The sequence below is a fragment of the Streptomyces sp. NPDC003035 genome (genome assembly GCF_042888285.1).
Lineage (GTDB): Bacteria > Actinomycetota > Actinomycetes > Streptomycetales > Streptomycetaceae > Streptomyces.
This window is the reverse complement of record NZ_JBIAPJ010000014.1, coordinates 88,385-109,322: the sequence shown is the minus strand read 5'-3', so window position 1 is coordinate 109,322 and position 20,938 is coordinate 88,385. Positions and strand designations below refer to the sequence as shown.

At 73.0% G+C, this 20,938-nt stretch carries 17 protein-coding genes and 1 pseudogene; 10 read left to right on the top strand and 8 right to left on the bottom strand.

What is annotated here, in order from left to right:
* Positions 1-14: 14 nt before the first annotated feature.
* The 5 genes and pseudogenes from ACFYV5_RS33770 to ACFYV5_RS33750 all read right to left on the bottom strand — a co-directional run bounded on the left by ACFYV5_RS33770 (position 15) and on the right by ACFYV5_RS33750 (position 6,141).
* On the bottom strand, positions 15-623 hold the full coding sequence (locus tag ACFYV5_RS33770) for a hypothetical protein (RefSeq protein ID WP_355108557.1): 609 nt from the start codon (positions 621-623) through the stop codon (positions 15-17).
* Positions 620-2,047 (bottom strand): sensor histidine kinase, encoded by a 1,428-nt coding sequence (locus ACFYV5_RS33765; protein ID WP_389175099.1) that lies wholly within the window; start codon positions 2,045-2,047, stop codon positions 620-622. Before ACFYV5_RS33765 ends, ACFYV5_RS33770 begins: the two co-directional genes overlap by 4 nt.
* Positions 2,044-2,727 (bottom strand): response regulator transcription factor, encoded by a 684-nt coding sequence (locus tag ACFYV5_RS33760; protein ID WP_355108553.1) that lies wholly within the window; start codon positions 2,725-2,727, stop codon positions 2,044-2,046. The genes ACFYV5_RS33765 and ACFYV5_RS33760 overlap by 4 nt, the downstream gene beginning before the upstream one ends.
* Positions 2,728-3,472: 745 nt before the next feature.
* Positions 3,473-4,969: pseudogene (gene murJ / locus ACFYV5_RS33755) on the bottom strand (murein biosynthesis integral membrane protein MurJ); the annotation flags it as partial.
* Positions 4,966-6,141, bottom strand: coding sequence for a lipid II:glycine glycyltransferase FemX (locus ACFYV5_RS33750; protein ID WP_389175096.1), 1,176 nt, complete (start codon positions 6,139-6,141; stop codon positions 4,966-4,968). The pseudogene murJ and the gene ACFYV5_RS33750, both read right to left, overlap by 4 nt.
* Positions 6,142-6,329: 188 nt before the next feature.
* On the opposite strand from ACFYV5_RS33750, the gene ACFYV5_RS33745 reads away from it, so the two are divergent.
* On the top strand, positions 6,330-7,523 hold the full coding sequence (locus ACFYV5_RS33745; RefSeq protein WP_389175093.1) for an Ig-like domain-containing protein: 1,194 nt from the start codon (positions 6,330-6,332) through the stop codon (positions 7,521-7,523).
* A gap of 374 nt (positions 7,524-7,897) precedes the next feature.
* Here ACFYV5_RS33745 and ACFYV5_RS33740 read toward each other — a convergent pair whose 3' ends face one another.
* Entirely contained in the window at positions 7,898-8,557 is a 660-nt protein-coding gene (locus ACFYV5_RS33740; protein ID WP_389175090.1) for a pirin family protein, read from the bottom strand.
* 91 nt (positions 8,558-8,648) lie between these two features.
* Between ACFYV5_RS33740 and fasR the strand changes: the two genes are divergently transcribed.
* The 5 genes from fasR to fabF all read left to right on the top strand — a co-directional run bounded on the left by fasR (position 8,649) and on the right by fabF (position 13,559).
* Complete coding sequence (fasR, locus tag ACFYV5_RS33735) at positions 8,649-9,830, top strand: fatty acid biosynthesis transcriptional regulator FasR (RefSeq protein WP_355108543.1); 1,182 nt, start codon at positions 8,649-8,651, stop codon at positions 9,828-9,830.
* Positions 9,831-9,919: 89 nt separating this feature from the next.
* The gene (locus ACFYV5_RS33730; RefSeq protein WP_389175087.1) at positions 9,920-10,840 is read left to right on the top strand and encodes an ACP S-malonyltransferase; all 921 of its coding nucleotides are present in this window, start codon (positions 9,920-9,922) and stop codon (positions 10,838-10,840) included.
* Between the two features lie 14 nt (positions 10,841-10,854).
* Positions 10,855-11,886 (top strand): ketoacyl-ACP synthase III, encoded by a 1,032-nt coding sequence (locus tag ACFYV5_RS33725; protein ID WP_389175084.1) that lies wholly within the window; start codon positions 10,855-10,857, stop codon positions 11,884-11,886.
* A gap of 64 nt (positions 11,887-11,950) precedes the next feature.
* Positions 11,951-12,217 carry an acyl carrier protein gene (locus ACFYV5_RS33720; RefSeq protein WP_355108537.1) on the top strand — a complete coding sequence of 89 codons (267 nt, stop codon included), beginning with the start codon at positions 11,951-11,953 and terminating at the stop codon, positions 12,215-12,217.
* Between the two features lie 79 nt (positions 12,218-12,296).
* The gene (fabF, locus tag ACFYV5_RS33715; RefSeq protein WP_389175081.1) at positions 12,297-13,559 is read left to right on the top strand and encodes a beta-ketoacyl-ACP synthase II; all 1,263 of its coding nucleotides are present in this window, start codon (positions 12,297-12,299) and stop codon (positions 13,557-13,559) included.
* A gap of 148 nt (positions 13,560-13,707) precedes the next feature.
* Here fabF and ACFYV5_RS33710 read toward each other — a convergent pair whose 3' ends face one another.
* Positions 13,708-14,202 (bottom strand): DUF3145 domain-containing protein, encoded by a 495-nt coding sequence (locus tag ACFYV5_RS33710; RefSeq protein ID WP_355108533.1) that lies wholly within the window; start codon positions 14,200-14,202, stop codon positions 13,708-13,710.
* Between the two features lie 271 nt (positions 14,203-14,473).
* On the opposite strand from ACFYV5_RS33710, the gene ACFYV5_RS33705 reads away from it, so the two are divergent.
* Positions 14,474-15,373, top strand: a complete 900-nt coding sequence (locus ACFYV5_RS33705) for an SGNH/GDSL hydrolase family protein (protein WP_389175077.1) — start codon at positions 14,474-14,476, stop codon at positions 15,371-15,373.
* Positions 15,374-15,384: 11 nt separating this feature from the next.
* Complete coding sequence (locus ACFYV5_RS33700) at positions 15,385-16,317, top strand: aldose epimerase family protein (protein WP_389175074.1); 933 nt, start codon at positions 15,385-15,387, stop codon at positions 16,315-16,317.
* A 46-nt stretch (positions 16,318-16,363) separates the two neighbouring features.
* Here ACFYV5_RS33700 and ACFYV5_RS33695 read toward each other — a convergent pair whose 3' ends face one another.
* Positions 16,364-18,826 carry a glycoside hydrolase family 3 protein gene (locus tag ACFYV5_RS33695; protein WP_389175071.1) on the bottom strand — a complete coding sequence of 821 codons (2,463 nt, stop codon included), beginning with the start codon at positions 18,824-18,826 and terminating at the stop codon, positions 16,364-16,366.
* A gap of 121 nt (positions 18,827-18,947) precedes the next feature.
* On the opposite strand from ACFYV5_RS33695, the gene ACFYV5_RS33690 reads away from it, so the two are divergent.
* Complete coding sequence (locus ACFYV5_RS33690; protein ID WP_355108525.1) at positions 18,948-19,544, top strand: TetR/AcrR family transcriptional regulator; 597 nt, start codon at positions 18,948-18,950, stop codon at positions 19,542-19,544.
* Between the two features lie 78 nt (positions 19,545-19,622).
* Positions 19,623-20,897 carry a pyroglutamyl peptidase gene (locus ACFYV5_RS33685; protein WP_389175174.1) on the top strand — a complete coding sequence of 425 codons (1,275 nt, stop codon included), beginning with the start codon at positions 19,623-19,625 and terminating at the stop codon, positions 20,895-20,897.
* The last annotated feature ends 41 nt before the right edge of the window (positions 20,898-20,938 follow it).

Sequence of the window (20,938 nt, the reverse complement as noted above, 5' to 3'; positions counted from 1 at the left end):
TGAGAGCCGGCCGGTCAATCCTCGTCCGTCGACAGGCAGGACCGAGTCGGCAGCGTGCCGTCCGGGCCCGTGAGTTCGACCGAGACCCGGCCCATAGGGTGCAGCGCGTAGACCGTCGTGCAGACGATCTGCTGGACGGCGAGCGGGTCCAGGACCGTCACCGGACCCATGAACCGCACCCGGAACACCGGTTCGTCCTCCTCCCCCCGCCTGATCGCGTCGTCGCTCACGTACAGCTCGTGCTGCCGGTGCTCCGGCCCCGGGAGGCGCGTGCGCAGGCCCGCGGCGCGTTCGGCGGCCGTGGGGCCGGCCAGCAGGGCGACGAGTGCCTTGAGAGGGTGGCCTGCGGCGCCCTCACGCTTGTCGTCGAGCAGCGACTCGACACCACCAGGATGGGTGGGGGTGGGGTCCGGCCGGACCTGGACGCCCGGCCCGTCCCGTACCACCGGCAGCAGACGCCCGTCGCCGTCGACGAAGAAGAGCGTCATCCGGAGCGCGGGCGGCGGGCCGACGGGAACGGCCGCCGCCTCACCCGCCTCGACGACGTCGCTGCCACGGATGCCGCAGGCCCCGAGGGCGAGGAGCAGGGCGAGAACGGCCGGAACGACGCGGTACGCGCTCACAGCGGGATCCGCACCGTGAAGACCGCCCCACCGTCGGAGTGGTTCGCGGCCACGACCGTGCCGCCGTGGAGCCATACGTTCTCCTGGGTGATCGCCAGCCCCAGACCGCTGCCGGAGGAACGGGCGCGCGACGGGTCCGCCTTGAAGAAGCGGTCGAAGACGTGCGGCAGCACCTCCGGTGCGATACCCGGCCCCTGGTCCACGATCTGCGTGACCAGCCAGGAGCCTTCGGTGAACAGCCGTACCGTCACCGGCGGGCGGCCGTGCCGCAGCGCGTTGCCGACCAGATTGGCGACGACGACGTCGAAGCGGCGCGGGTCGAGCCGGGCCCGGATGCCGGGCTGGAGGTCGGGGACCACCTGCTCCGGGTCGGTCCATCGGCGGCTGCTCAGGGTCCGGCGGATCGTCTCGGCGACGTCCACCTCGTCGGTGTGCAGTTCGGCCGCGCGCGCGTCGAAGCGGGAGATCTCCATCAGGTCCTCGACCAGGACGGCGAGCTTGCCCGTCTCGGCACTGATGAGCCGGACCGCGCGGGCCGTGTCCGTGTCGAGGCCGGCGGCGTCCTCGTCGAGGACCTCGGTGACGGCCAGCATCCCGGCCAGCGGGGTGCGCAGTTCGTGCGAGACATCGGAGGCGAACCGGCGGGCGCGTGTCTCGGCGCGCCGCAGCTCCTCGACCGAGCGCTGGAGTTCGGCGGCGGACTCGTTGAATGTCCGGGCCAGATCGGCGAGTTCGTCGCTTCCCTTGGCCTGGATACGGGTGTCCAGCTCACCCCGGCCCATGCTGTGCGCGGCACGCCTCAGGTCCCGCACCGGCCGCAGCACGCTCCGGGCGGCGATCAGGGCGGGGACGAGCGCGATGGCGAGGGCCGGCAGGGCGCCACCGCGGGCCGCGGCCACCAGGGCCTCGATGTTCTCCTGCTCGTTGCTCATGTCCACGACGGCGTAGAGGACCAGGCCGGTGGGGTGGCCGACGGCGCCGGGTCCCGGTTTGAGGAGGGCGGGGACGGCGATCGTGAGGTAGGGGGTGCCGTTCTTGACGACCCGCTGGAAGCTGCCGTGCGCGGTGGCCTGGGCGCGGGCGCGGAGTTCGGGGGTGAGGACGGTGGAGGTGGGGCGGTCCGTGGAGGAGACCCAGAGGTCGCCGTACTGGGCGTAGACCCGCCAGGGGTCCGGTTTGCCCTGCTTGGCGATCCGGAAGAGCGAGTCGCGCAGCTGGTCCGGGTCGACGGGCAGCGGGGTGGACAGCGTCCCGACCTGCTCGCGGAAGGCGGAGACGGCGGTGTCCTGGGCCTGTTCGAGGATCGCGTTGCGGGCGGCGCGGTAGGTGAGCGCGGCGGTGGTGCCGCAGCCGACGGCGGCGACGAGGAGGAAGGCGAGGACGAGCCGGGTACGGAGCCCGAAGGGGCGCAGGCGGCGCTTCACAGCGGTCCGAAGCGGTAGCCGAAGCCGCGCAGGGTCTGGATGTAGCGGGGGGTGCCGGGGGCGTCCTCGATCTTGTTGCGCAGCCGGCGTACGCAGGCGTCCACGAGGCGGGCGTCGCCGTGGTAGCTGTGCTCCCAGACGTGTTCGAGGAGTTGCTGCCGGCTGAAGACCTGCTCGGGGGCGGCCGTCAGATGGAGCAGGAGCTTGAGCTCGGAGGGGGCGAGGGCGAGGCGCTCGCCGGACTTCGCGACGGTGAGGCCGACCCGGTCGATGGCGAGCTCCCCGTGGAACTCGACGGCTGGCCGTCCGGCGCCGGGTTCCTCGATGCGCCGCAGTACGGCCCGTATGCGGGCGTCGATGACCTCGGTACGGGCGGGCTTGACGATGTAGTCGTCGGCTCCGGCCTCCAGGCCGACGACGACGTCGAAGTCGTCGCCGCGCGCGGTGAGCATGATGATGGGCAGCTGGCTGGTCTCGCGGACGCGGCGGCAGACCTGGACGCCGTTCATCCCGGGCAGCATCAGATCGAGCAGCAGCAGATCGGGCCGGAACTCCGCGAGGAGGGCGAGTCCCGCCTCCCCGGTCGCGGCGGCCCGCACCTCGTGCCCACGGCGCCGCAGCCCGAGCTCGACCCCTTCGCGCACGGAGGGGTCGTCTTCTATGAGGAGCACGCGAGGCATTCGAGCAGTATCCCAACGTGGGTGGAAGGGCCTCCCCCAGGGGAGGGCGGGGACGAGAGCCGCCTGCCGCCCGGGTCCCGCCGGAGAGTGCCGGGCAAGGCCGCCAGGCGGTGGCGGGTGGTCAGGGTGCCGTGCGAGGCCGCCAGCGGTGGCCGGGCGGCCGGGGGCCGAACGGCGGGCGTCAGCCACGCCGCGCAAGGCCGCCAGGCGGTGGCCGGGCGGCCAGCGGGCCGTACGGCGGGCGTCAGCCGCGCCCCGCAAGGCCGCGCAGGCGGCGGCTCGCGCTCGCCAGCAGGGCCTGCACCTCCGTGAGTCGGAGCGGGCGGGCCAGGAGGCAGAAGACGGCCAGGATGACGAGGCCGCCGGCCGCACCCGCCGGAAGGGCCCCGGTCGGGGCGGTCGCGTCGGCGACGAAGAGACCGCACCCGGCGGCGGGCACGGCTGCCACGAGCAGCCGCGCGAGAGCGGAGGCCGCGCCGGACGCGACGTACGCGTCCGGGCCGGCGGGTCCCGACGGACCCGACGGACCCGATGCCCCGTCGGCCTGCCCGGGCACGGTCGGCCCGGCTGGGCGGTCGGCCGCGCGGGAGTCGGACCGGCCCGGGGTGCCGACCGCACCGAAGTCGGACCGGCCCGAGGTGCCGACCGCACCGAAGTCGGACCGGCCCGAGGTGCCGACCGCACCGGAGTCGGACCGGTCCGCGGTGGCGGGCAGGCCCGGGCCGGGCGCCTGGCCCGCGTCCGGGCCTGAGGCGGCCGCATCCCCGGCACCACCCGCGCCCCGCGCACCCCGCGCATCCGCCGCGCCGCCCGAACCACCCGCACCCCGCGCACCCCGCGCATCCCCCGCACCCCCCAGCCGTCGTCGCAGCGCGTACGCCGTCACCGCCCAGCCCGCCCACAGCGCCACCGAGTACGCGCCCGCCATGCCCGCCACCGCCCAGGTCGGCGGGAGGAGCGCGTACGCGGCCAGCGACAGGCCCGCGTTGAGGCCGGCGATCACCAGGTTGAGCAGGAACGGGGTGCGGGTGTCGCGCAGGGCGTAGAAGGCGCGGGTGCAGACGTACTGGCCCGAGAGCGCGACGAGGCCGGGGGCGAAGGCCATCAGGATCCAGGCCATCGCCCGGATGTCGCCCGCGTCGGTCCTGCCGTACTGGAAGACCACCCCCATCAGCGGCACCGCCAGCGCGAACAGCGCGCAGGCCGCCGGTACGACGGCCGCCGCGCTGTTCCGGAGCGCGTACGACACGTCCCCGCGCACTTTCGCCAGGTCGCCGTCGGCCGCCGCCCCGCTCATCCGGGGCAGCAGGGCGGTCACCAGGGAGACGGTGACGATGCCGTGCGGCACGGCCCACAGCAGATACGCGTTGTTGTACGCGGCGAAGCCGAAGCCCCCGCCGGCGCCCAGCTCCTCGGCCCGCAGGCCCGCCGCCGTCGCCAGCTTCGTCGTCACCCAGTACGCCGCCTGGTTGGTGAGGACCAGCAGCACCAGCCACCCGGCCGACCGCAGCGGTGCCGTGAGCCCGGCGTCCCGCCAGTCGAGGCGCGGGCGCCAGCGGAAGCCGGCGGCGCGCAGGGACGGGACGAGTGCGAGGGCCTGGAGGGCGATGCCCGCCGTCGTGCCCCAGCCGAGCAGTGCCGTCTCCCGGCCGGTCAGCTCTCCGCCGTCGGCGGTCGCCAGGTACAGCGCGAAGACGGCGATGACGACGACGTTGTTGAGGACCGGCGTCCACATCATCGCGCCGAACCGGCCCCGCGCGTTCAGCACCTGCCCGAGCAGGGTGAAGAGCCCGAGGAAGAAGATCTGCGGCAGGCAGTACCGGGCGAAGGCGGCCGTCATCGACCGCTGCGCGCCGGTGTAGTCGGTGTACGCGTCGACGATCGCGGGCGCCGCGAGCACCGCGCCCGCCGCGAGCACCAGCAGGGCGAGGACGCAGGCCGTCAGGAGACGATCGGTGAAGGCGACGCCCCCGTCCTCGTGTTCCTTGGCGGCTTTGACCAGTTCGGGCACGAAGACCGCGTTGAGGGCGCCGCCCAGGAGCAGCATGTAGACGATGGTGGGGATCGAGTTCCCGACCGCGTAGCCGTCGGCGATCGCCCCGGCGCCGAGGGCCGCGGCGACGATCGCCGAGCGGACGAAACCGGTGGCGCGCGAGACCAGCGACCCGGCGGCCATCAGCGCGCCGCTGCGCAGCACGGACGGCGTGCGCCGCTTCGGCTCGACGAGGGCCGTCGCCGTCATCGGCGCGCCATGTACGCCTGGAACGCCCGGTACAGCGTGTGGTTCGTCGTGCCGTCCAACGGTGTCTCCCACTCCCCCAGCGTCTCGACGGCCTGTCCGCCCGTGCCGAGCTTCCAGCGCAGCAGACCGTGGGCGCGGTCGTCCGGATCAAGGGTGGAGGGTATCCCGCGCATGTCGTAGACGTCGGCCCCGGCGGCATGGGCGTCGAGCATCATCCGCCACTGCAGGGCGTTGGAGGGGCGGACCTCGCGGCGGTGGTCGGCGGACGCGCCGGTCTGGTACCAGACCCGCCGCCCCGCCGTGAGCATGGTGTGGGCGGCGAGGGTCTCGCCCTCGTGGCGGGCGAGGTAGAGCCGCATCCGCCCGGGCTCCTCGGCGTTGAGGACCGCGTACTGCCGTTCGTAGTACGCGAGGGACCGGCCGAGCCGGAAGCCGTCGCGCTCCTCGGTGATCCGCAGGAGCCGGTGGAACTCGGGCAGGTCGGCGGCCGAGCCGACGACGACCTCGACGCCGCACGTGCGGGCCCTGCGGACGTTGCGCCGCCACTCCTGGTTGAGGCCGCTCCACAGGTCGTCGGTGGTCCGGCCGGCGAGCGGGACCTGGTAGACGTGGCGGGGCTGGGCGTCGGCGCCGTCGGAGTCGCCGGTGGAGTCGCCGCCGCAGCGGCGCCAGCCGCGGGCTCGGAGGCGTTCGGCGACGGCGGTGCCGAGCGGGTCGACCTCGTCGGCGAGGACGTCGGCGAGGCGGCGGCCGGGGCCTGTGTGGGCCTTGAGGGTGGCGGCGTTCCAGCGGCGGAAGGCGGGCGAGGGCCCGATGCGTACGGCGAAGGCACCGGCGGCCCTCAGGTGCCGGAGCAGTGGGGTGAGCCAGCCGTCGATGGCGGGGTCGGACCAGTCGGCGACGGGCCCTTCGGGGAGGTACGCGAAGTACTTGCGGGTGCCGGGGAACGGGCGGAGCAGGGCCAGGGCGCCACCGGTGAGCGGGCCGTCTCCCGTACGCCAGCCGAGGAGTTGGTGCCGCCAGCCGTCCTTGACCGACGCCCAGGAGGGGAGTTGGAGGAAGCTGGGCCCGAACCCGCTGCCCGCGAGGAAGGCACGGTACGCCTCGGGGGTGACCTGTTCCAGGCGGGTGGTGGTGTGCTGAGCCGCGGGTGTCACGAGCAGAGCCGACACAACGTGAGCCTCCTTGATCCGCCCCCTCGGTCGGGGGGGCGCACAGGATGCTCACAGCCGTCCTTGACCGCGCCGCGCGTCGTGTGTGACCGGACGATGACCGTTTCTCTGCAGCCCTTGTCACAAAGCGTTCCGAGTGCTTTCGGCGTCCTACAGTCCGGGCATCCCATACCTTTCCGGAGGCTTCCGTGTTGCCCGTACGTACCCGACGTACCCGAATACGCCAGACGCTCGCGGCGGTCGCCCTCTGCGGCGCGCTCACCGCCTGTTCGTCGGGGGCGGTGGGCGCGGCCCGTGACGCCGGCCCGGCCGATGCCGCCAAGCAGGCCGAGGGCCCGGCGAAGGTGGCCGTCGTGAGCCCGGCGGCCGGCCGGACGGTGACGGTCACGGCCACCGGCGGCACGCTGACGGCGGTGAAGGTGGTGGACGCCGAGGGCGGTGTGCTGGCGGGGCGTACGGGGTCCGGCGGGACGCCCTGGGTCTCGGACCGCAAGGCGGTGCCGGGCACGTCGTACCGCGTGGAGGCGACGGCCCGTACGGCCGGCGGGAAGGAGACGACGACCCGTTCGACGTTCACGACGGCCGAGGCCGCGCAGGTCAACAAGCTGACGCTGGCGCCCGGGAAGAACACGACGGTCGGTGTCGGGCAGCCGCTGTCGATCGTCTTCGACCGGCCGGTGACGCACAAGGCAGAGGTGGAGAAGCAGCTCAGGGTGACCACGTCGAACGGCACGGTCGGGTCCTGGGGCTGGCTGAAGGACTGGTCGGGCAAGGACCGGGTGGACTGGCGGCCGAAGGACTACTGGAAGCCGGGGACCCGCGTGAACCTGGACGCGACACTCGACGGGACGGACTCGGGCGGGGGCTGGTTCGTACGGGACTACCGCACGGGCTTCACGGTCGGCGCCGCGCAGGTCGTCAAGGTCGACCTGGACCGCAAGCGGCTCGTGCTGGAACGGGACGGGCGCGCGGTGCGCACGATCCCCGTGTCGGGCGGGACGCCGGGCGGCGACAAGCGGTCGTGGCGGGGCACGGCGGTGCTGATGGCGAAGGAGGGCACGATCAACATGAACTCGGAGACGGTCGGGCTCGGCGACGCCTACGACAAGATGGTCGACTCCTCGATGCGGCTGACGTGGTCGGGCATGTACGCGCACGCGGCGCCGTGGAACGCGGCGCACTTCGGCCGGGCGAACCGCAGTTCGGGCTGCATCGGCATGAGCGACGCCGACGCCGCGTGGTTCTACGCCCAGGTCCGCCCGGGCGACCCCTTCGAGATCCGCGGCGCGGACACGAAGGGCGTGGTGGCGGAGGGCAACGGCTACGGGGCGTGGAACGTGCCGTGGGAGCGGTGGCGCGCGAAGAGCGCGATGGCTCGCTGACGCGAGCGCGACCACGCAGGGGCCTGCCCGGCCCCTGCCCCCGAGGCGCCGGGCCCGCGGCGGCGCGGTGGCTCGCTGACGCGCGTGCGCTCCGCGAAGGGAGCCGGGCCGGGCCACCAGGACGCGCGGGCGGGCCCGGCCACTCGGCCGTGTCCGGAAAGTAGCGCCGTCTGCCCGCAGGGCGGGGCCCACGGCGTCTGGTGCGTGCGATCGCAAGGCGGAGGGTCCTCGTACGGGGCGCACGCGTACGGCGCGGGCGCGGTGTGGTCGTGTGTGTCGGGACCGGCTCAGGCATGCGCGGTGCGGACTGCGGCCGGACCGGCTCGGCCGGCCGCCGTGCGGGCAGCGGTTCCCCGCACCGGCCGCGCCGCCTCTCAGGCCGGCCGCATCTCCCAGAGCAGGATCTCCGCGTCCGAGGTGGCCATCAGTGCGAGGTCCTGTGCCGAGGTGACGCGGGCCGCGTCGCCCGGGGTGAGTTCCTCGCCGGACAGGCGGGCCGTGCCGCGCACCACGTGGACGTAGACGAGGTCCGCGTCCGGGACGGCGGTGCGTTCGCCGGGCTCCAGGCGGCGGACGTGCAGCATCGAGGCCGCCTCCGGGAGCGCGTACGGGGTGGAGTCGGCGATGCCGCGCACGATCTCGTACGAGGGCTCGCCCCCCGTCTCCAGCGGTGCGAGCCACATCTGGACGAAGACCAGCGGCACATCGCCGTCGTTGCGCTCCTCGTGCCGCACTCCCGCCGCCGAGCTGAGCCGCTGGACGTCACCGGGGCGCACGACGGTGGTGTGACCGGCCGAGTCACGATGGGTCAACTCGCCCTCGACGACCCACGTGACGATCTCGGTGTGGCTGTGCGGATGCTCGGCGAACCCGGCGCCGGGAGCGAGCCGCTCCTCGTTGCAGGCGAGGATCGCGCCGAAGCGGAGGTTGTCGGGGTCGTAGTGCCGTCCGAAGGAGAAGGCGTGCCGGGTCTCGATCCCGGCGGCGGGATCACCCCCGGGGTAGCGGTCGCCGGCGCGTTGGATACGAATCACGGGGAAACGGTAGCCGCCGGGCGCGGCACCCCGGCCGGGGAAACGGCCCCGACCCCGCACCCGGCCGTCCCGATAAGGCAGTCTTGTCCCCGTGCCAGAACCCACGAACACTCCTCACCCGCACACCGCGACCCTGAAGCGCCTCGAACAGTCCTCCGGGCGGCTCGCCGCCAACGCCATCGCGCGCATGGACGAGACGCTGCCGTGGTACCGGGCGATGCCGCCCGAGAACCGGTCGTGGATCGGTCTGGTCGCGCAGGCCGGTATCGCCGCGTTCACCGAGTGGTTCCGGCACCCGGAGACCCCACAGGCCATCTCCACGGACGTCTTCGGCACCGCGCCCCGTGAGCTGACCCGCGCCATCACCCTGCGCCAGACCGTCGAGATGGTCCGCACCACCATCGAGGTCATGGAGACGGCGATCGAGGAGGTCGCCGCCCCCGGTGACGAGTCCATCCTCCGCGAGGCCCTGCTCGTCTACGCCCGCGAGATCGCCTTCGCGACCGCGCAGGTCTACGCCCAGGCCGCCGAGGCCCGCGGCGCCTGGGACGCCCGGCTCGAGTCCCTGGTGGTCAACGCGGTCCTCTCCGGCGAGGCCGACGAGGGCGCCGTCTCCCGTGCCGCCGCCCTCGGCTGGAACTCCCCCGAGCACGTCTGCGTCGTCCTCGGCACCGCACCCGACGGCGACAGCGAGCTGACCGTGGAGGCGATCCGCCGCGCCGCCCGGCACGCCAAGCTCCAGGTCCTCACCGGCGTCCTCGGCGACCGGCTCGTCGTCATCGCCGGCGGCAACGACAACCCGCTCGCGGTCGCGAAGGCCCTGATCGGCCCGTACGCCGCCGGGCCGGTCGTCGCGGGCCCCGTCGTCCCCGACCTGCTCGCCGCGACGCGCTCCGCGCAGGCCGCCGCCGCCGGGCTCAAGGCGTGTTCCGCCTGGCAGGACGCCCCGCGCCCGGTCCTCGCGGACGATCTGCTGCCGGAGCGCGCGATCGCGTCGGACCCGTCGGCTCGTGAGCAACTGGTGGAGGAGATCTACAGACCGCTGGAGGAAGCGGGCTCGGCGCTCCTGGAAACTCTGAGTGTCTACCTGGAGCAGGCGAGCAGCCTGGAAGGTGCCGCGCGGATGCTCTTCGTCCACCCCAACACCGTGCGCTACCGGCTTCGACGTGTGACAGATGTCACCGGCTGGTCACCCTCCGACGTCCGTTCCGCCTTCACGCTGCGGATCGCGCTCATCCTGGGGCGCTTGGCCGACGGAGATTCACAGCTCTAGACTTTTGTGGAACACCGACAATTCCCCTGACGGTTCTTCGTCCTAGTCCCCACGGGCGCTGGGAGCCGTCCCCAAGAGAGAGTGTGAGGGTGCTCGTACTCGTCGCTCCCGGCCAAGGCGCTCAGACGCCCGGCTTCCTGACTCCCTGGCTCGAACTCCCCGGTGCCGCCGACCGCCTCGCGGCCTGGTCCGACGCCATCGGGCTCGACCTCGTCCACTACGGCACGAAGGCGGACGCGGACGAGATCCGTGACACCGCCGTGGCCCAGCCGCTGCTCGTGGCCGCCGGACTGCTGTCCGCCGCCGCGCTCGGCGCGGTCGCCCCCGGCGCCGTCGCGGGCCACAGCGTCGGCGAGATCACCGCCGCCGCGTTCGCCGGCGTCCTCGACGACACCGCCGCCCTACATCTCGTACGGACGCGTGGCCTGGCGATGGCCGAGGCCGCCGCGATCACCGAGACGGGCATGTCCGCGCTGCTCGGCGGCGACCCCGAGGTGACCGTCCCGCACCTGGAGAAGCTCGGCCTGACCCCGGCCAACGTCAACGGCGCCGGCCAGATCGTCGCCGCCGGCACCCTGGAGCAGCTGGCCGCCCTGGAGGCGGACAAGCCCGAGGGTGTCCGCCGGGTCGTCCCGCTCAAGGTCGCCGGCGCGTTCCACACGCACCACATGGCTCCCGCCGTCGCGACGCTGGAGGCGGCGGCGAAGGAGCTGACCGTCGCCGACCCGACGGTGCGTTACGTCTCCAACAAGGACGGGCAGACCGTCGCCACCGGCTCCGAGGTCGTCTCCCGCCTCGTCGGCCAGGTCGCCAACCCGGTCCGCTGGGACCTGTGCATGGAGACCTTCAAGGCTCTGGGCGCGACCGCGCTGATCGAGGTGTGCCCGGGCGGCACCCTGACCGGTCTCGCGAAGCGCGCGCTGCCGGGCGTTCCCACCGTCGCCCTGAAGACCCCCGACGACCTCGACGCGGCCCGCACGCTGATCGCCGACGTTTCAGCAGCCCGATAGGAGCCGAGAGAAGCATGTCGAAGATCAAGCCCAGCAAGGGCGCCCCGTACGCACGGATTCTGGGTGTCGGCGGCTACCGCCCCACCCGTGTCGTGCCGAACGAGGTGATCCTCGAGAAGATCGACTCGTCCGACGAGTGGATCCGCTCGCGCTCCGGCATCGCCACCCGCCACTGGGCCTCCCCCGAGGAGACCGTGGCCGCCATGTCGGTCGAGGCCTCGGGCAAGGCCATCGCCGACGCCGGGATCGACCCGGAGCAGATCGGCGCCGTGATCGTCTCCACGGTCTCGCACTTCAAGCAGACCCCGGCCGTCGCCACCGAGATCGCCGACAAGATCGGCGCCGGCAAGCCGGCCGCGTTCGACATCTCCGCCGGCTGCGCGGGCTTCGGTTACGGCCTCACCCTCGCCAAGGGCATGATCGTCGAGGGCTCGGCGGAGTACGTCCTTGTCATCGGCGTCGAGCGGCTGAGCGACCTGACCGACCTGGAGGACCGCGCGACGGCCTTCCTGTTCGGCGACGGCGCCGGCGCGGTCGTCGTCGGCCCCTCCGACGAGCCGCACATCGGCCCCTCGGTCTGGGGTTCGGAGGGTGACAAGTCGGAGACGATCAAGCAGACCGTGCCGTGGAACGAGTTCCACGTCGGCGACGTCTCGAAGCTCCCCCTCAACGAGCAGGGCGAGATCAAGTTCCCGGCCATCACGCAGGAGGGTCAGGCGGTCTTCCGCTGGGCCGTCTTCGAGATGGCGAAGGTCGCCCAGCAGGCGCTGGACGCCGCCGGCATCTCGGCGGACGACCTCGACGTCTTCATCCCGCACCAGGCGAACATGCGGATCATCGACTCGATGGTGAAGACTCTGAAGCTGCCGGAGCACGTGACGGTCGCCCGTGACGTCGAGACCACCGGCAACACCTCGGCCGCCTCGATTCCGCTCGCCATGGAGCGGCTTCTGGCGACCGGGAAGGCGAAGAGCGGCGACACCGCGCTCGTCATCGGCTTCGGGGCGGGTCTCGTCTACGCCGCGACGGTCGTTACCCTCCCCTAGGCACACCGGATCTTTCCGGAAGCCCTTTACCGAGCACCGAAGCAATCACAGAAGGAGCGCCGACATGGCCTTCACCCAGGAAGAGATCGTCGAAGGTCTCGCCGAGATCGTGAACGAGATCGCCGGCATTCCGGTCGAGGACGTCCAGCTGGACAAGTCCTTCACCGACGACCTGGACGTCGACTCGCTGTCCATGGTCGAGGTCGTCGTGGCCGCCGAAGAGCGCTTCGACGTCAAGATCCCGGACGAGGACGTCAAGAACCTCAAGACGGTCGGCGACGCGACCGACTACATCCTGAAGCACCAGGACGGCGGCATCTCGAAGGGCTGATTCGGCCCTTGCTGACTCGGTCAGCCACCCGGCGGTGGCGCCGTTTTTCGACCATCACACACGTGGAGAAAGAATTCCTGTGAACTCGACCAATCGCACCGTGGTCGTCACCGGTATCGGCGCAACCACACCGCTGGGTGGCGACTCCGCATCGACCTGGGAAGGTCTGATCGCGGGGCGCTCCGGCGTCAAGCCTCTCGAGGGCGAACGATTCGCCGAACTGCCCGTCCAGATCGCCGCGCTCGCCGCGGTCGACCCGGGTGACGTTCTGCCCCGCCCGCTCGCCCGCAAGCTGGACCGCTCGGCGCAGTTCGCGCTGATCGCGGCCCGTGAGGCCTGGGCCGACGCGGGCTACTCCGCCCCGGCCGGCGAGGACGACAAGATCGCGCCCGAGCGGCTCGGTTCCGTCATCGCCTCCGGCATCGGCGGTGTCACGACTCTGCTCGACCAGTACGACGTGCTGAAGGACAAGGGCGTACGCCGTGTCTCCCCGCACACCGTGCCCATGCTCATGCCGAACAGCCCCTCCGCCAACGTCGGCCTGGAGGTGAACGCCCGGGCGGGCGTGCACACCCCGGTCTCCGCGTGCGCGTCGGGTGCCGAGGCGATCGGCTACGCCGTCGAGATGATCCGTACGGGTCGGGCCGACGTGGTCGTGGCCGGCGGCACGGAGGCGGCGATCCACCCGCTGCCGATCGCCGCGTTCGCCAACATGATGGCGATGTCCAAGAACAACGACGAGCCGACCAAGGCCTCGCGTCCGTACGACACCGGCCGCGACGGCTTCGTGCTCGGCGAGGGCGCGGGCGTGGTGATCCTCGAGTCCGAGGAGCACGCCAAGGCGCGCGGCGCCCGCATCTACTGCGAGGTGCTGGGCCAGGGTCTGTCGGCCGACAGCCACCACATCGCGCAGCCCGAGCCGACCGGCCGGGGTATCGCCGCCGCGATGCAGAACCTGCTGGACTCCACGGACCTCAAGCCCTCCGAGGTCGTCCACCTCAACGCGCACGCCACGTCGACGCCGCAGGGCGACGTCGCCGAGATCAAGGCGCTGCGCAAGGTGCTGGGCGAGGACCTGGACCACGTCGCGATCTCCGCGACGAAGTCGATGACGGGTCACCTCCTCGGCGGCGCGGGCGGCATCGAGACCGTCGCGACGGTCCTGGCGCTCCACCACCGTCTGGCCCCGCCGACGATCAACGTCGACGACCTGGACCCGGACGTGGACGCGGACATCGTCCGCGACGAGCCGCGTGAGCTGCCGCAGGGCACGATCGCCGCGATCAACAACTCGTTCGGCTTCGGCGGCCACAACGTGGTCCTGGCGTTCCGCACGGTCTGACCTCGCGGTCGCCCAGCGTGTGAGGCCCGCCCCGGTTCGGGGTGGGCCTTCGGCGTGTCGGCGGAGGGCGAAGACGGCCGGTTCGCCGTCCATCGAGATGCCGACGGTGCCGTCCGGCTGCGGGGCGAGCGCCCCGGTACGGACCCCCTCAGACGACCTGGTGCAACCAGCGCACCGGGGCGCCCTCACCGGCGTACCGGAAGGGCTCCAGTTCGTCGTCCCAGGGCTTGCCGAGGAGCTTGGCGACCTCCGCCTCGAGCTGTGTCTCGCCGCGCACCGAGCGGGCCAGTGCGGCGCGCAGACGGTCCTCCGGGATCAGGATGTCGCCGTGCATCCCGGTGACGGCGTGGAAGATGCCCAGCTCCGGCGTGGCGCTGTAGCGCTCGCCCTCGGCGGTGGGGCAGGGTTCCGCGGTGACCTCGAAGCGGAGCATCTGCCAGCCGCGCAGCGCGGAAGCGAGCTTGGAGGCGGTGCCGGTCTCGCCCTGCCAGGAGAACTCGGCTCTCCAGGTGCCGGGTGACGCCGGCTGGCGGATCCAGTCGAGCTGGACTCTCGCACCGAGGACACCCGCCACCGCCCATTCGACGTGCGGGCACAGCGCGCGCGGTGCGGAGTGTACGTACAGGACTCCACGTGTCGTCACCGGGACCTCCAGTGTGGGACGAGGTTCGCCTTTCCCAGCGGCCTCAGTAAACAGCATCGGGAGTAAAACTTCGCAAACCCCTGAAAAAGGGACAGCATGTGACGTGATGTAATTTACCGGAGCCGATTGGCAAAGGTGCCTCTGGTTCGACGGGGGAAAAGCTACCGTGCCGCGCCGCCCTTGGGGTGACGTACGGTCGGTCCGGGGGCGGGTGAACACCAAGCTTTCACTCGCCAGGACGCCGAACGGACGCCGGAGGAGGGGCCGAGGGATGCGTGGCAGAGAACGTTTCCGCACCGCCGTCGCCTCCGCGGCGGCCGCACTGCTGCTGTGCGCGGGCACCCTGACGGGGTGTGAGGCGGCCGGTTCCCGGGCCGCCGCCCCGCCCACACCGAAGCCGACACCGACGCCCACGCCCGTCTGGGACCGCTCCCCCGCCTCCGTCGCGGCGGTCGGCGACTCCATCACCCGTGCCTTCGACGCCTGCTCGGTCCTGGCGGACTGCCCGGAGGTCTCCTGGGCGACCGGCACGGACGCCGGGGTCAACAGCCTGGCGCTGCGGCTGATCGGCGGGGACGGTGTGGCGGAGCGCAGCTGGAACCTGGCACGGACCGGGGCGCGGATGGCGGAGCTCCCCGAGCAGATGGCGCGGGCCGCCGCGCGGAAGCCGGAGCTGGTGGCGGTGATGATGGGCGCGAACGACGCCTGTCGTGACCGGGCCGAACTGATGACGCCGGTCGAGGAGTTCCGTACGGACTTCGCGACGGCGCTGACCCGGCTGTGGGCGGCGGCGCCCGATGCGCAGGTGTACGTGTCGAGCGTGCCGGACCTGAAGCGGCTGTGGTCGCAGGGCAAGGACAACCCGATGGGCCGCCAGGTCTGGAAGCTGGGCCTCTGCGCCTCGATGCTCGCCGACGCGGAGGACCTGAGCGCCCGGGCCGAGCGGCGCAGGACCCTGGTGCACGACCGGGTGGTGGCGTACAACGCGGCCCTGCGGGAGGTCTGCGCGATGGACCGGCGCTGCCGGTACGACGGCGGCGCGGTGTTCGGCTTCCGCTTCGACGGCCGGCAGCTCAGCCCGTGGGACTGGTTCCACCCGAGCAGGGACGGGCAGGCGCGGCTCGCGGAGATCGCCCACCGGCAGGTGACGGCCGCCGAGCCGCCCGCGTAGGGTTCCGGATCATGAGGATCACGAGTGAACCCTTCGGTTCGGTCGACGGCACGGACGTCACGCGCTGGACCCTCCAGCGGGGCACGGTGCGGGTACGGGTGCTGACGTACGGCGGCATCGTCCAGTCGGTCGAGACGCCGGACCGGGACGGTGTCCCGGGTGACGTGGTCCTGGGCTTCCCCGATCTGGAGGGGTACCTGAAGCGTCCGGAGCCGTACTTCGGCGCCCTGGTGGGGCGGTACGCCAACCGGATCGCGGGCGGCTCCTTCGTCCTGGACGGGACGACGTACCGGCTGGCCCGCAACGGTGGGCCGAACTGCCTGCACGGCGGTGAGCGCGGCTTCGACAAGCGGGTGTGGGCCGCCGAGGAGGTCGCGTCCGGGGTACGGCTGTCCCGGGTGAGCCCGGACGGCGAGGAGGGCTTCCCCGGCCGTCTGGAGGTCGCGGTGACGTACACGCTCGACGCCGAGGGGGCGCTGCGGATCGCCTACCGGGCGGAGACGGACGCGCCGACGGTGGTGGCGCTGACGAACCACTCGTACTGGGATCTCGGCGGCGGGACGGGCCAGGAGCTGCGGGTGGCCGCCTCGCGCTGGACGCCGACCGACGGGACGGGCATCCCCACCGGGGAGTTCGCCGAGGTCGCGGGCACGGAGCTGGACTTCCGCGCCGGGCGCGCGCTCGATCTCCTCCTCGACCACAACTTCGTCCTGGACGGCGGGGGTCCGGCCGCCGGGCTGTACGCGCCGGAGACCGGGCGGACGGTGACCGTGGAGACGACCGAACCGGGGCTGCAGGTGTACGCGAACCCGGAGCTGGGCGGGGTCGCGCTGGAGGCGCAGGCCTTCCCGGATTCGCCGAACCGTCCGGAGTTCCCCTCCACGGTGCTCCGGCCGGGCGAGACCTACGCCTCCACGACGACGTACCGCTTCGGAACGCGCTGAAGCGCCGGGGCGGATGTCAGGTTCCGCCCCGGCGCCGGTCATGGGGTCAGACCTCCAGCGTGGCCGTGAGGCGCGCGTCGGTGAGCGAGTGGGCGGCCCTGACCTCGTACGTCCCGGGGACGAAGACCCAGTCGTTCTTCTCCTCGTCCCAGATCTCGAAGGCACGGCGCGGCAGCGGGATGTCGACCTCGACGCTCGCGCCGGCCTCCGCCTCGACGGAGGCGAAGCCGGCCAGCCAGCGCGCCGGGCGCTCGACCGGGTCCGACGCCGGCGCCAGGTAGATCTGGACGACCTCGCGGCCGGTGCGGGTGCCGGTGTTGGTGATCCGGACCTTCGCCGACGCCGGGGTGACCTCCAGGGAGTCGTAGACCCACGTGGTGTAGCCGAGGCCGTGGCCGAAGGCGTACGCGGGGGTGGCGCCGGCCTTGTCCCAGGCGCGGTAGCCGATGAACACGCCTTCTTCGTAGGCCAGTTCGCCGTCGGTCGGGGTGACCTCGGTGACCGGGACGTCGGCGAGGGCGACGGGCCAGGTGGTGGGGAGCCGGCCGCCGGGCTCGGCGGCGCCGGTGAGGACGTCGGCGAGCGCGGCGCCGCCCTCCTGGCCGGGGAACCAGCTGAGCAGGATCGCGGCGACGTCCTCGCGCCAGGGCATCTCGACCGGGGAGCCGGCGTTGACCACGACGACCGTGTTCGGGTTGGCGGCGGCCACGGCCCGTACGAGGTCGTCCTGACGGCCGGGGAGCGCCAGGTCCTTGCGGTCGAAGCCCTCGGACTCGACGCGCTCGGTGGTGGCGACGACCACGACGGCGGTGTCGGCGGCGCGGGCGGCCTCGACGGCTTCGGCGATCAGTTCGTCGGGGTCGCGGCGCGGACCGAGATGGACGAAGGAGAACATGACCGCGGGCAGCGGGGGCGCGAACTCCTTGTCCAGGGTGTGGCGGAGGGAGACCTCGACGGACTCGCCCGCCGTGAGCGCGACCTTGGCACGCTCGACCGGGGAGCCGAAGAACGCCTCGAAGGGGTCGGTCTCCGGGCCCATCGTCTGGACGCCGTCGAAGACGGTCTCGCCCCCGACGCGGAGGGTGAAGGCGCCGAGGCCGCGGGTGCCGAAGGAGTGCTCGCCGGACTCGCGCGGGGTGAAGGTGCCGGTGACCTCGATGGAGTACAGGGTCTCGTGGGTGACGCCGGCCGGGAGGTCGTCGCCGATCCACTGGACCTGGCCGCCTGGCAGGCTGCCCTCGCCGAGGACGGTGCCGTCGGCGCCGCGGCAGACGGCGCGGAGGGAGAAGCCCTGGTCGGCGGGGGTGAGTTCGTCACTGGGGTCGGCGCCGACCGAGAAGGTCAGGGCGCCTTCGGGGAGGGCGGCGGTGAGGCCGTCGAGCGGGGAGACGGTGTGGTCGGGGAAGACCTGGGCGGAGCCGCCGCCGAGGACCCGGGCGTCGCGGGCGGCGGCTCCGCAGAGGGCGACGGTGCCGTTCTTCAGCGGGAGCGCGGCGCCCTCGTTGCGTACGAGGACGAAGCCGCGCCGGGCGATCTCCCGGGCCAGCGCGACGCCGTCCGTCGCCGTCCCTGAGGTCCGCGCCCCCTCGGTGACGGCCGGCGGGGCGCCTTCCAGGGCGCCGACGCGGGCGGCGAGCCGCAGCACGTTCCGTACGGCCGTGTCGACCGCGGACTCCTCGACCTCCCCGGCGCGGAGGGCCGCGGCGAGCGCCTCGCCGTAGACGGTCCGCGGGCCGGGCATGGCGATGTCGAGGCCGCCCTCGATGTCGCCCCGCGTGGAGCGGGCGGCCATCCAGTCGGAGACGTTGGCGCCGTCGAAGCCCCATTCGCCGCGCAGGACCTCGTTGACGAGGTGGTGGTGCTCGGTCATGGTCACGCCGTTGACCTGGTTGTAGGCGGTCATGATGCCCCAGGGGTGGGCGTTCTTGACGATGGCCTCGAAGGGCGCGAGGTAGAGCTCGCGCAGCGGTCGGGCGGCGACCTTGTTGTCGACGGTGAAGCGGTCGGTCTCGGCGTCGTTGGCGACGAAGTGCTTGACGGTGGTGCCGACGCCGCCGTCCTGGACGCCCTGGACATAGCCGGTGCCGATCTCGCCGGTGAGGTACGGGTCCTCGCTGTACGCCTCGAAGTGGCGGCCGCCGAGCGGTGAGCGGTGCAGATTGACGGTGGGCGCGAGAAGGACGTGGACGCCCTTGCGGCGGGCCTCCTGGGCGAGGAGCCGGCCGGCGCGGCGGGCGAGGGCCGGGTCCCAGGACGCGGCCAGCGCGGTCGGGGACGGCAGGGCGATCGAGGGGTCGTCGGCGGTCCAGCGGACGCCCCGGACACCGATCGGGCCGTCGGACATGACCAGGGACTTCAGCCCGATCTCGGGCAGGGCCGGGAGGGACCACATGTCCTGACCGGCGAGCAGCCGGGTCCTGGTGTCCAGGTCGAGCTTGCCGAGCGCCGCCTCGACCACCGCTTCCCTGGTGCGGGCCGCACTGTCGCTGTTGCCGTCCTGGTGCGCCATGCCGGCACCTCCTCGTCGAAGTCCGTTGACCGGTGGCCGTCCGCCGGTGGCCCCCATCGTGCACCCAAGACCGGTAGATCGGTAGGTTTCGTTATCTTGCTGTTATTTTTGCGTCGGGGGCATGCCGTACGGTGACCCCATGAGCAGCACCAGGACCGCCAGGAGCGAGGAGCGGCGCGCGGACATCCTGCGCGCGGCGCTCGAGGTGATCGCCGAGCGCGGCTACCGCGGCGCTTCGCTCGGCTCCGTCGCCGAGCGGGTCGGACTCACCCAGCAGGGGCTGCTGCACTACTTCCCCACCAAGGAGGCCCTGCTCGTCGCGGTCCTCCAGGAGCGCGACGCGTGGGACACGAGCGGGGGCCCGGGGCGGGAGAGCTGGCGGCTCGACCTGCTCGACTCCCTCGTCGAGTACAACGCCATGCGGCCGGGGATCGTGCAGACCTTCTCCGCCCTGCTCGGCGAGAGCGTGACCGACGGCCACCCGGCGCGGGAGTTCTTCACCGAGCGGTACGCCCAGGTGCGCGCCTCGATGGCGACGGTCCTGCGCATGGAGTTCGGCGAGCGCCTGCCGGGCGGCCTGACGCCGGAACGGGCGGCGCCGCTGATCACGGCCGTGATGGACGGCCTGCAGTACCAGTGGCTCCTGGACCCGGACGCGGTCGACATGCCGGCGGCCTTCCGCGACTTCCTCCGGCTGCTGTACGGGACCGAGAAGTGAGCGCCCTGTAGCGGGAGTTGCGGGTGGGGCGGGATACTCCCCGGGCCGGTTCCCGACCCGACGGAGGGCTCACCTGTGCTGTCCCGGATACGTCATGCCTCGCTCGGTCTCGCGTTGATCACCGCCTCCCTGGTCCTGACGTCACCGCCGGCGTCGGCCGACGGGGGTGCGCCGGACGCCAGGACGGCCGGCGCGACGGTCGGCTCGACGGCCGGCACGGTCGAGGAGGCCCGGCTCGACCGCGCCGCACCCCAGGAGATCCTGCGGCGCGGCGGGTTCGACTCCGTGGCACCGGAGTTCGCCCGCGCCCTCGCCGGAGCCGCGTCGCCCGAGGAGGCCGAGCGCACGGTCGTACGGCACGGGGCACGGCTCTGGAAGGACGCGGTCGACCGGGCGCAGGGACGTCGCGTACGGGGCGATCTGAGCCGGGACGACGATCGGCCGCTGTACTGGGCCCGGCTCGCGATGACGCGGGAACTGCGGTCCTGGCGGCCGGAGTTCGCGCTCGACGAGGCGGGGCGGGCCCGGCTCCTCGACCGGCTCGAACGCACCTCGCGCGGCCAGGACTCGATCCGGTACCCGGCCGGCCAGGGCGTGAAGCGGATCCTGATGACCGGCTTCGACCCGTTCACGCTCGACCGGGACGTCCGGATCAGCAACCCCTCCGGCGCCACCGCCCTCGCCCTGGACGGCACCTGGATCCGCACGGCGGACGGGCGCCTCGCCCGGATCGAGACGGCCGTCTTCCCCGTCCGCTGGCAGGACTTCACCGAGGGCACCGTCGAGCGGACCCTGCGGGACCAGCTGCCGAAGGTGGACCTCTTCACCACGGTCAGCCAGGGCCGGGTCGGCCGCTTCGACATCGAACGGTTCAACGGGGCCTGGCGGGGCGGCTTCCCCGACAACGAGAACCTCTCGCGCACGGAGACCGTCCCGGTCGCCGACCCGGCCGGCCGGCCCCAGTGGACGGTGACCACCCTCCCGTACCGCGCGATCGTCGCGGCGGACACGGGGCGCTTCCCGGTGTACGACAACACGGCGGTGACCGAGATCCCGGCCGGGGCGAGCGCTCCCGTGGCACGCCCGGACGGGCCGACGCCGGACTCCACGGCCCGTGCGGGCGGCGGCGGGAACTACCTCTCCAACGAGATCGCCTACCGCGCCACGCTGCTGCGCGACCGGCTCGGTCTGCCGGACCTGCCCGGCGGTCATGTCCACACCCCCGTCCTGCAGTTCGGCGCGGGCAACACGGACCCGGCGACGGGCGCGGTCACGGACCCGGAGTTCGTCCGCAACCGGCTGGACATCATCGCCCAGGTGCGGGCCGTCATCGGAGTGGCGGCGTCCCGGTAGCGCCCCGGGGTTCCCCGGCGGGGCGGACGCGGGCGATGATG

What these genes read in the sequence shown, in the direction of transcription:
- ACFYV5_RS33760 (WP_355108553.1), bottom strand. Translation starts at nt 2,727, where the DNA reads ATGCCTCGCGTGCTCCTCATAGAAGACGACCCCTCCGTGCGCGAAGGG.
- ACFYV5_RS33695 (WP_389175071.1), bottom strand. Translation starts at nt 18,826, where the DNA reads ATGGCGCACCAGGACGGCAACAGCGACAGTGCGGCCCGCACCAGGGAA.
- ACFYV5_RS33720 (WP_355108537.1), top strand. Translation starts at nt 11,951, where the DNA reads ATGGCCTTCACCCAGGAAGAGATCGTCGAAGGTCTCGCCGAGATCGTG.
- ACFYV5_RS33705 (WP_389175077.1), top strand. Translation starts at nt 14,474, where the DNA reads ATGCGTGGCAGAGAACGTTTCCGCACCGCCGTCGCCTCCGCGGCGGCC.
- ACFYV5_RS33725 (WP_389175084.1), top strand. Translation starts at nt 10,855, where the DNA reads ATGTCGAAGATCAAGCCCAGCAAGGGCGCCCCGTACGCACGGATTCTG.
- ACFYV5_RS33700 (WP_389175074.1), top strand. Translation starts at nt 15,385, where the DNA reads ATGAGGATCACGAGTGAACCCTTCGGTTCGGTCGACGGCACGGACGTC.
- ACFYV5_RS33690 (WP_355108525.1), top strand. Translation starts at nt 18,948, where the DNA reads ATGCCGTACGGTGACCCCATGAGCAGCACCAGGACCGCCAGGAGCGAG.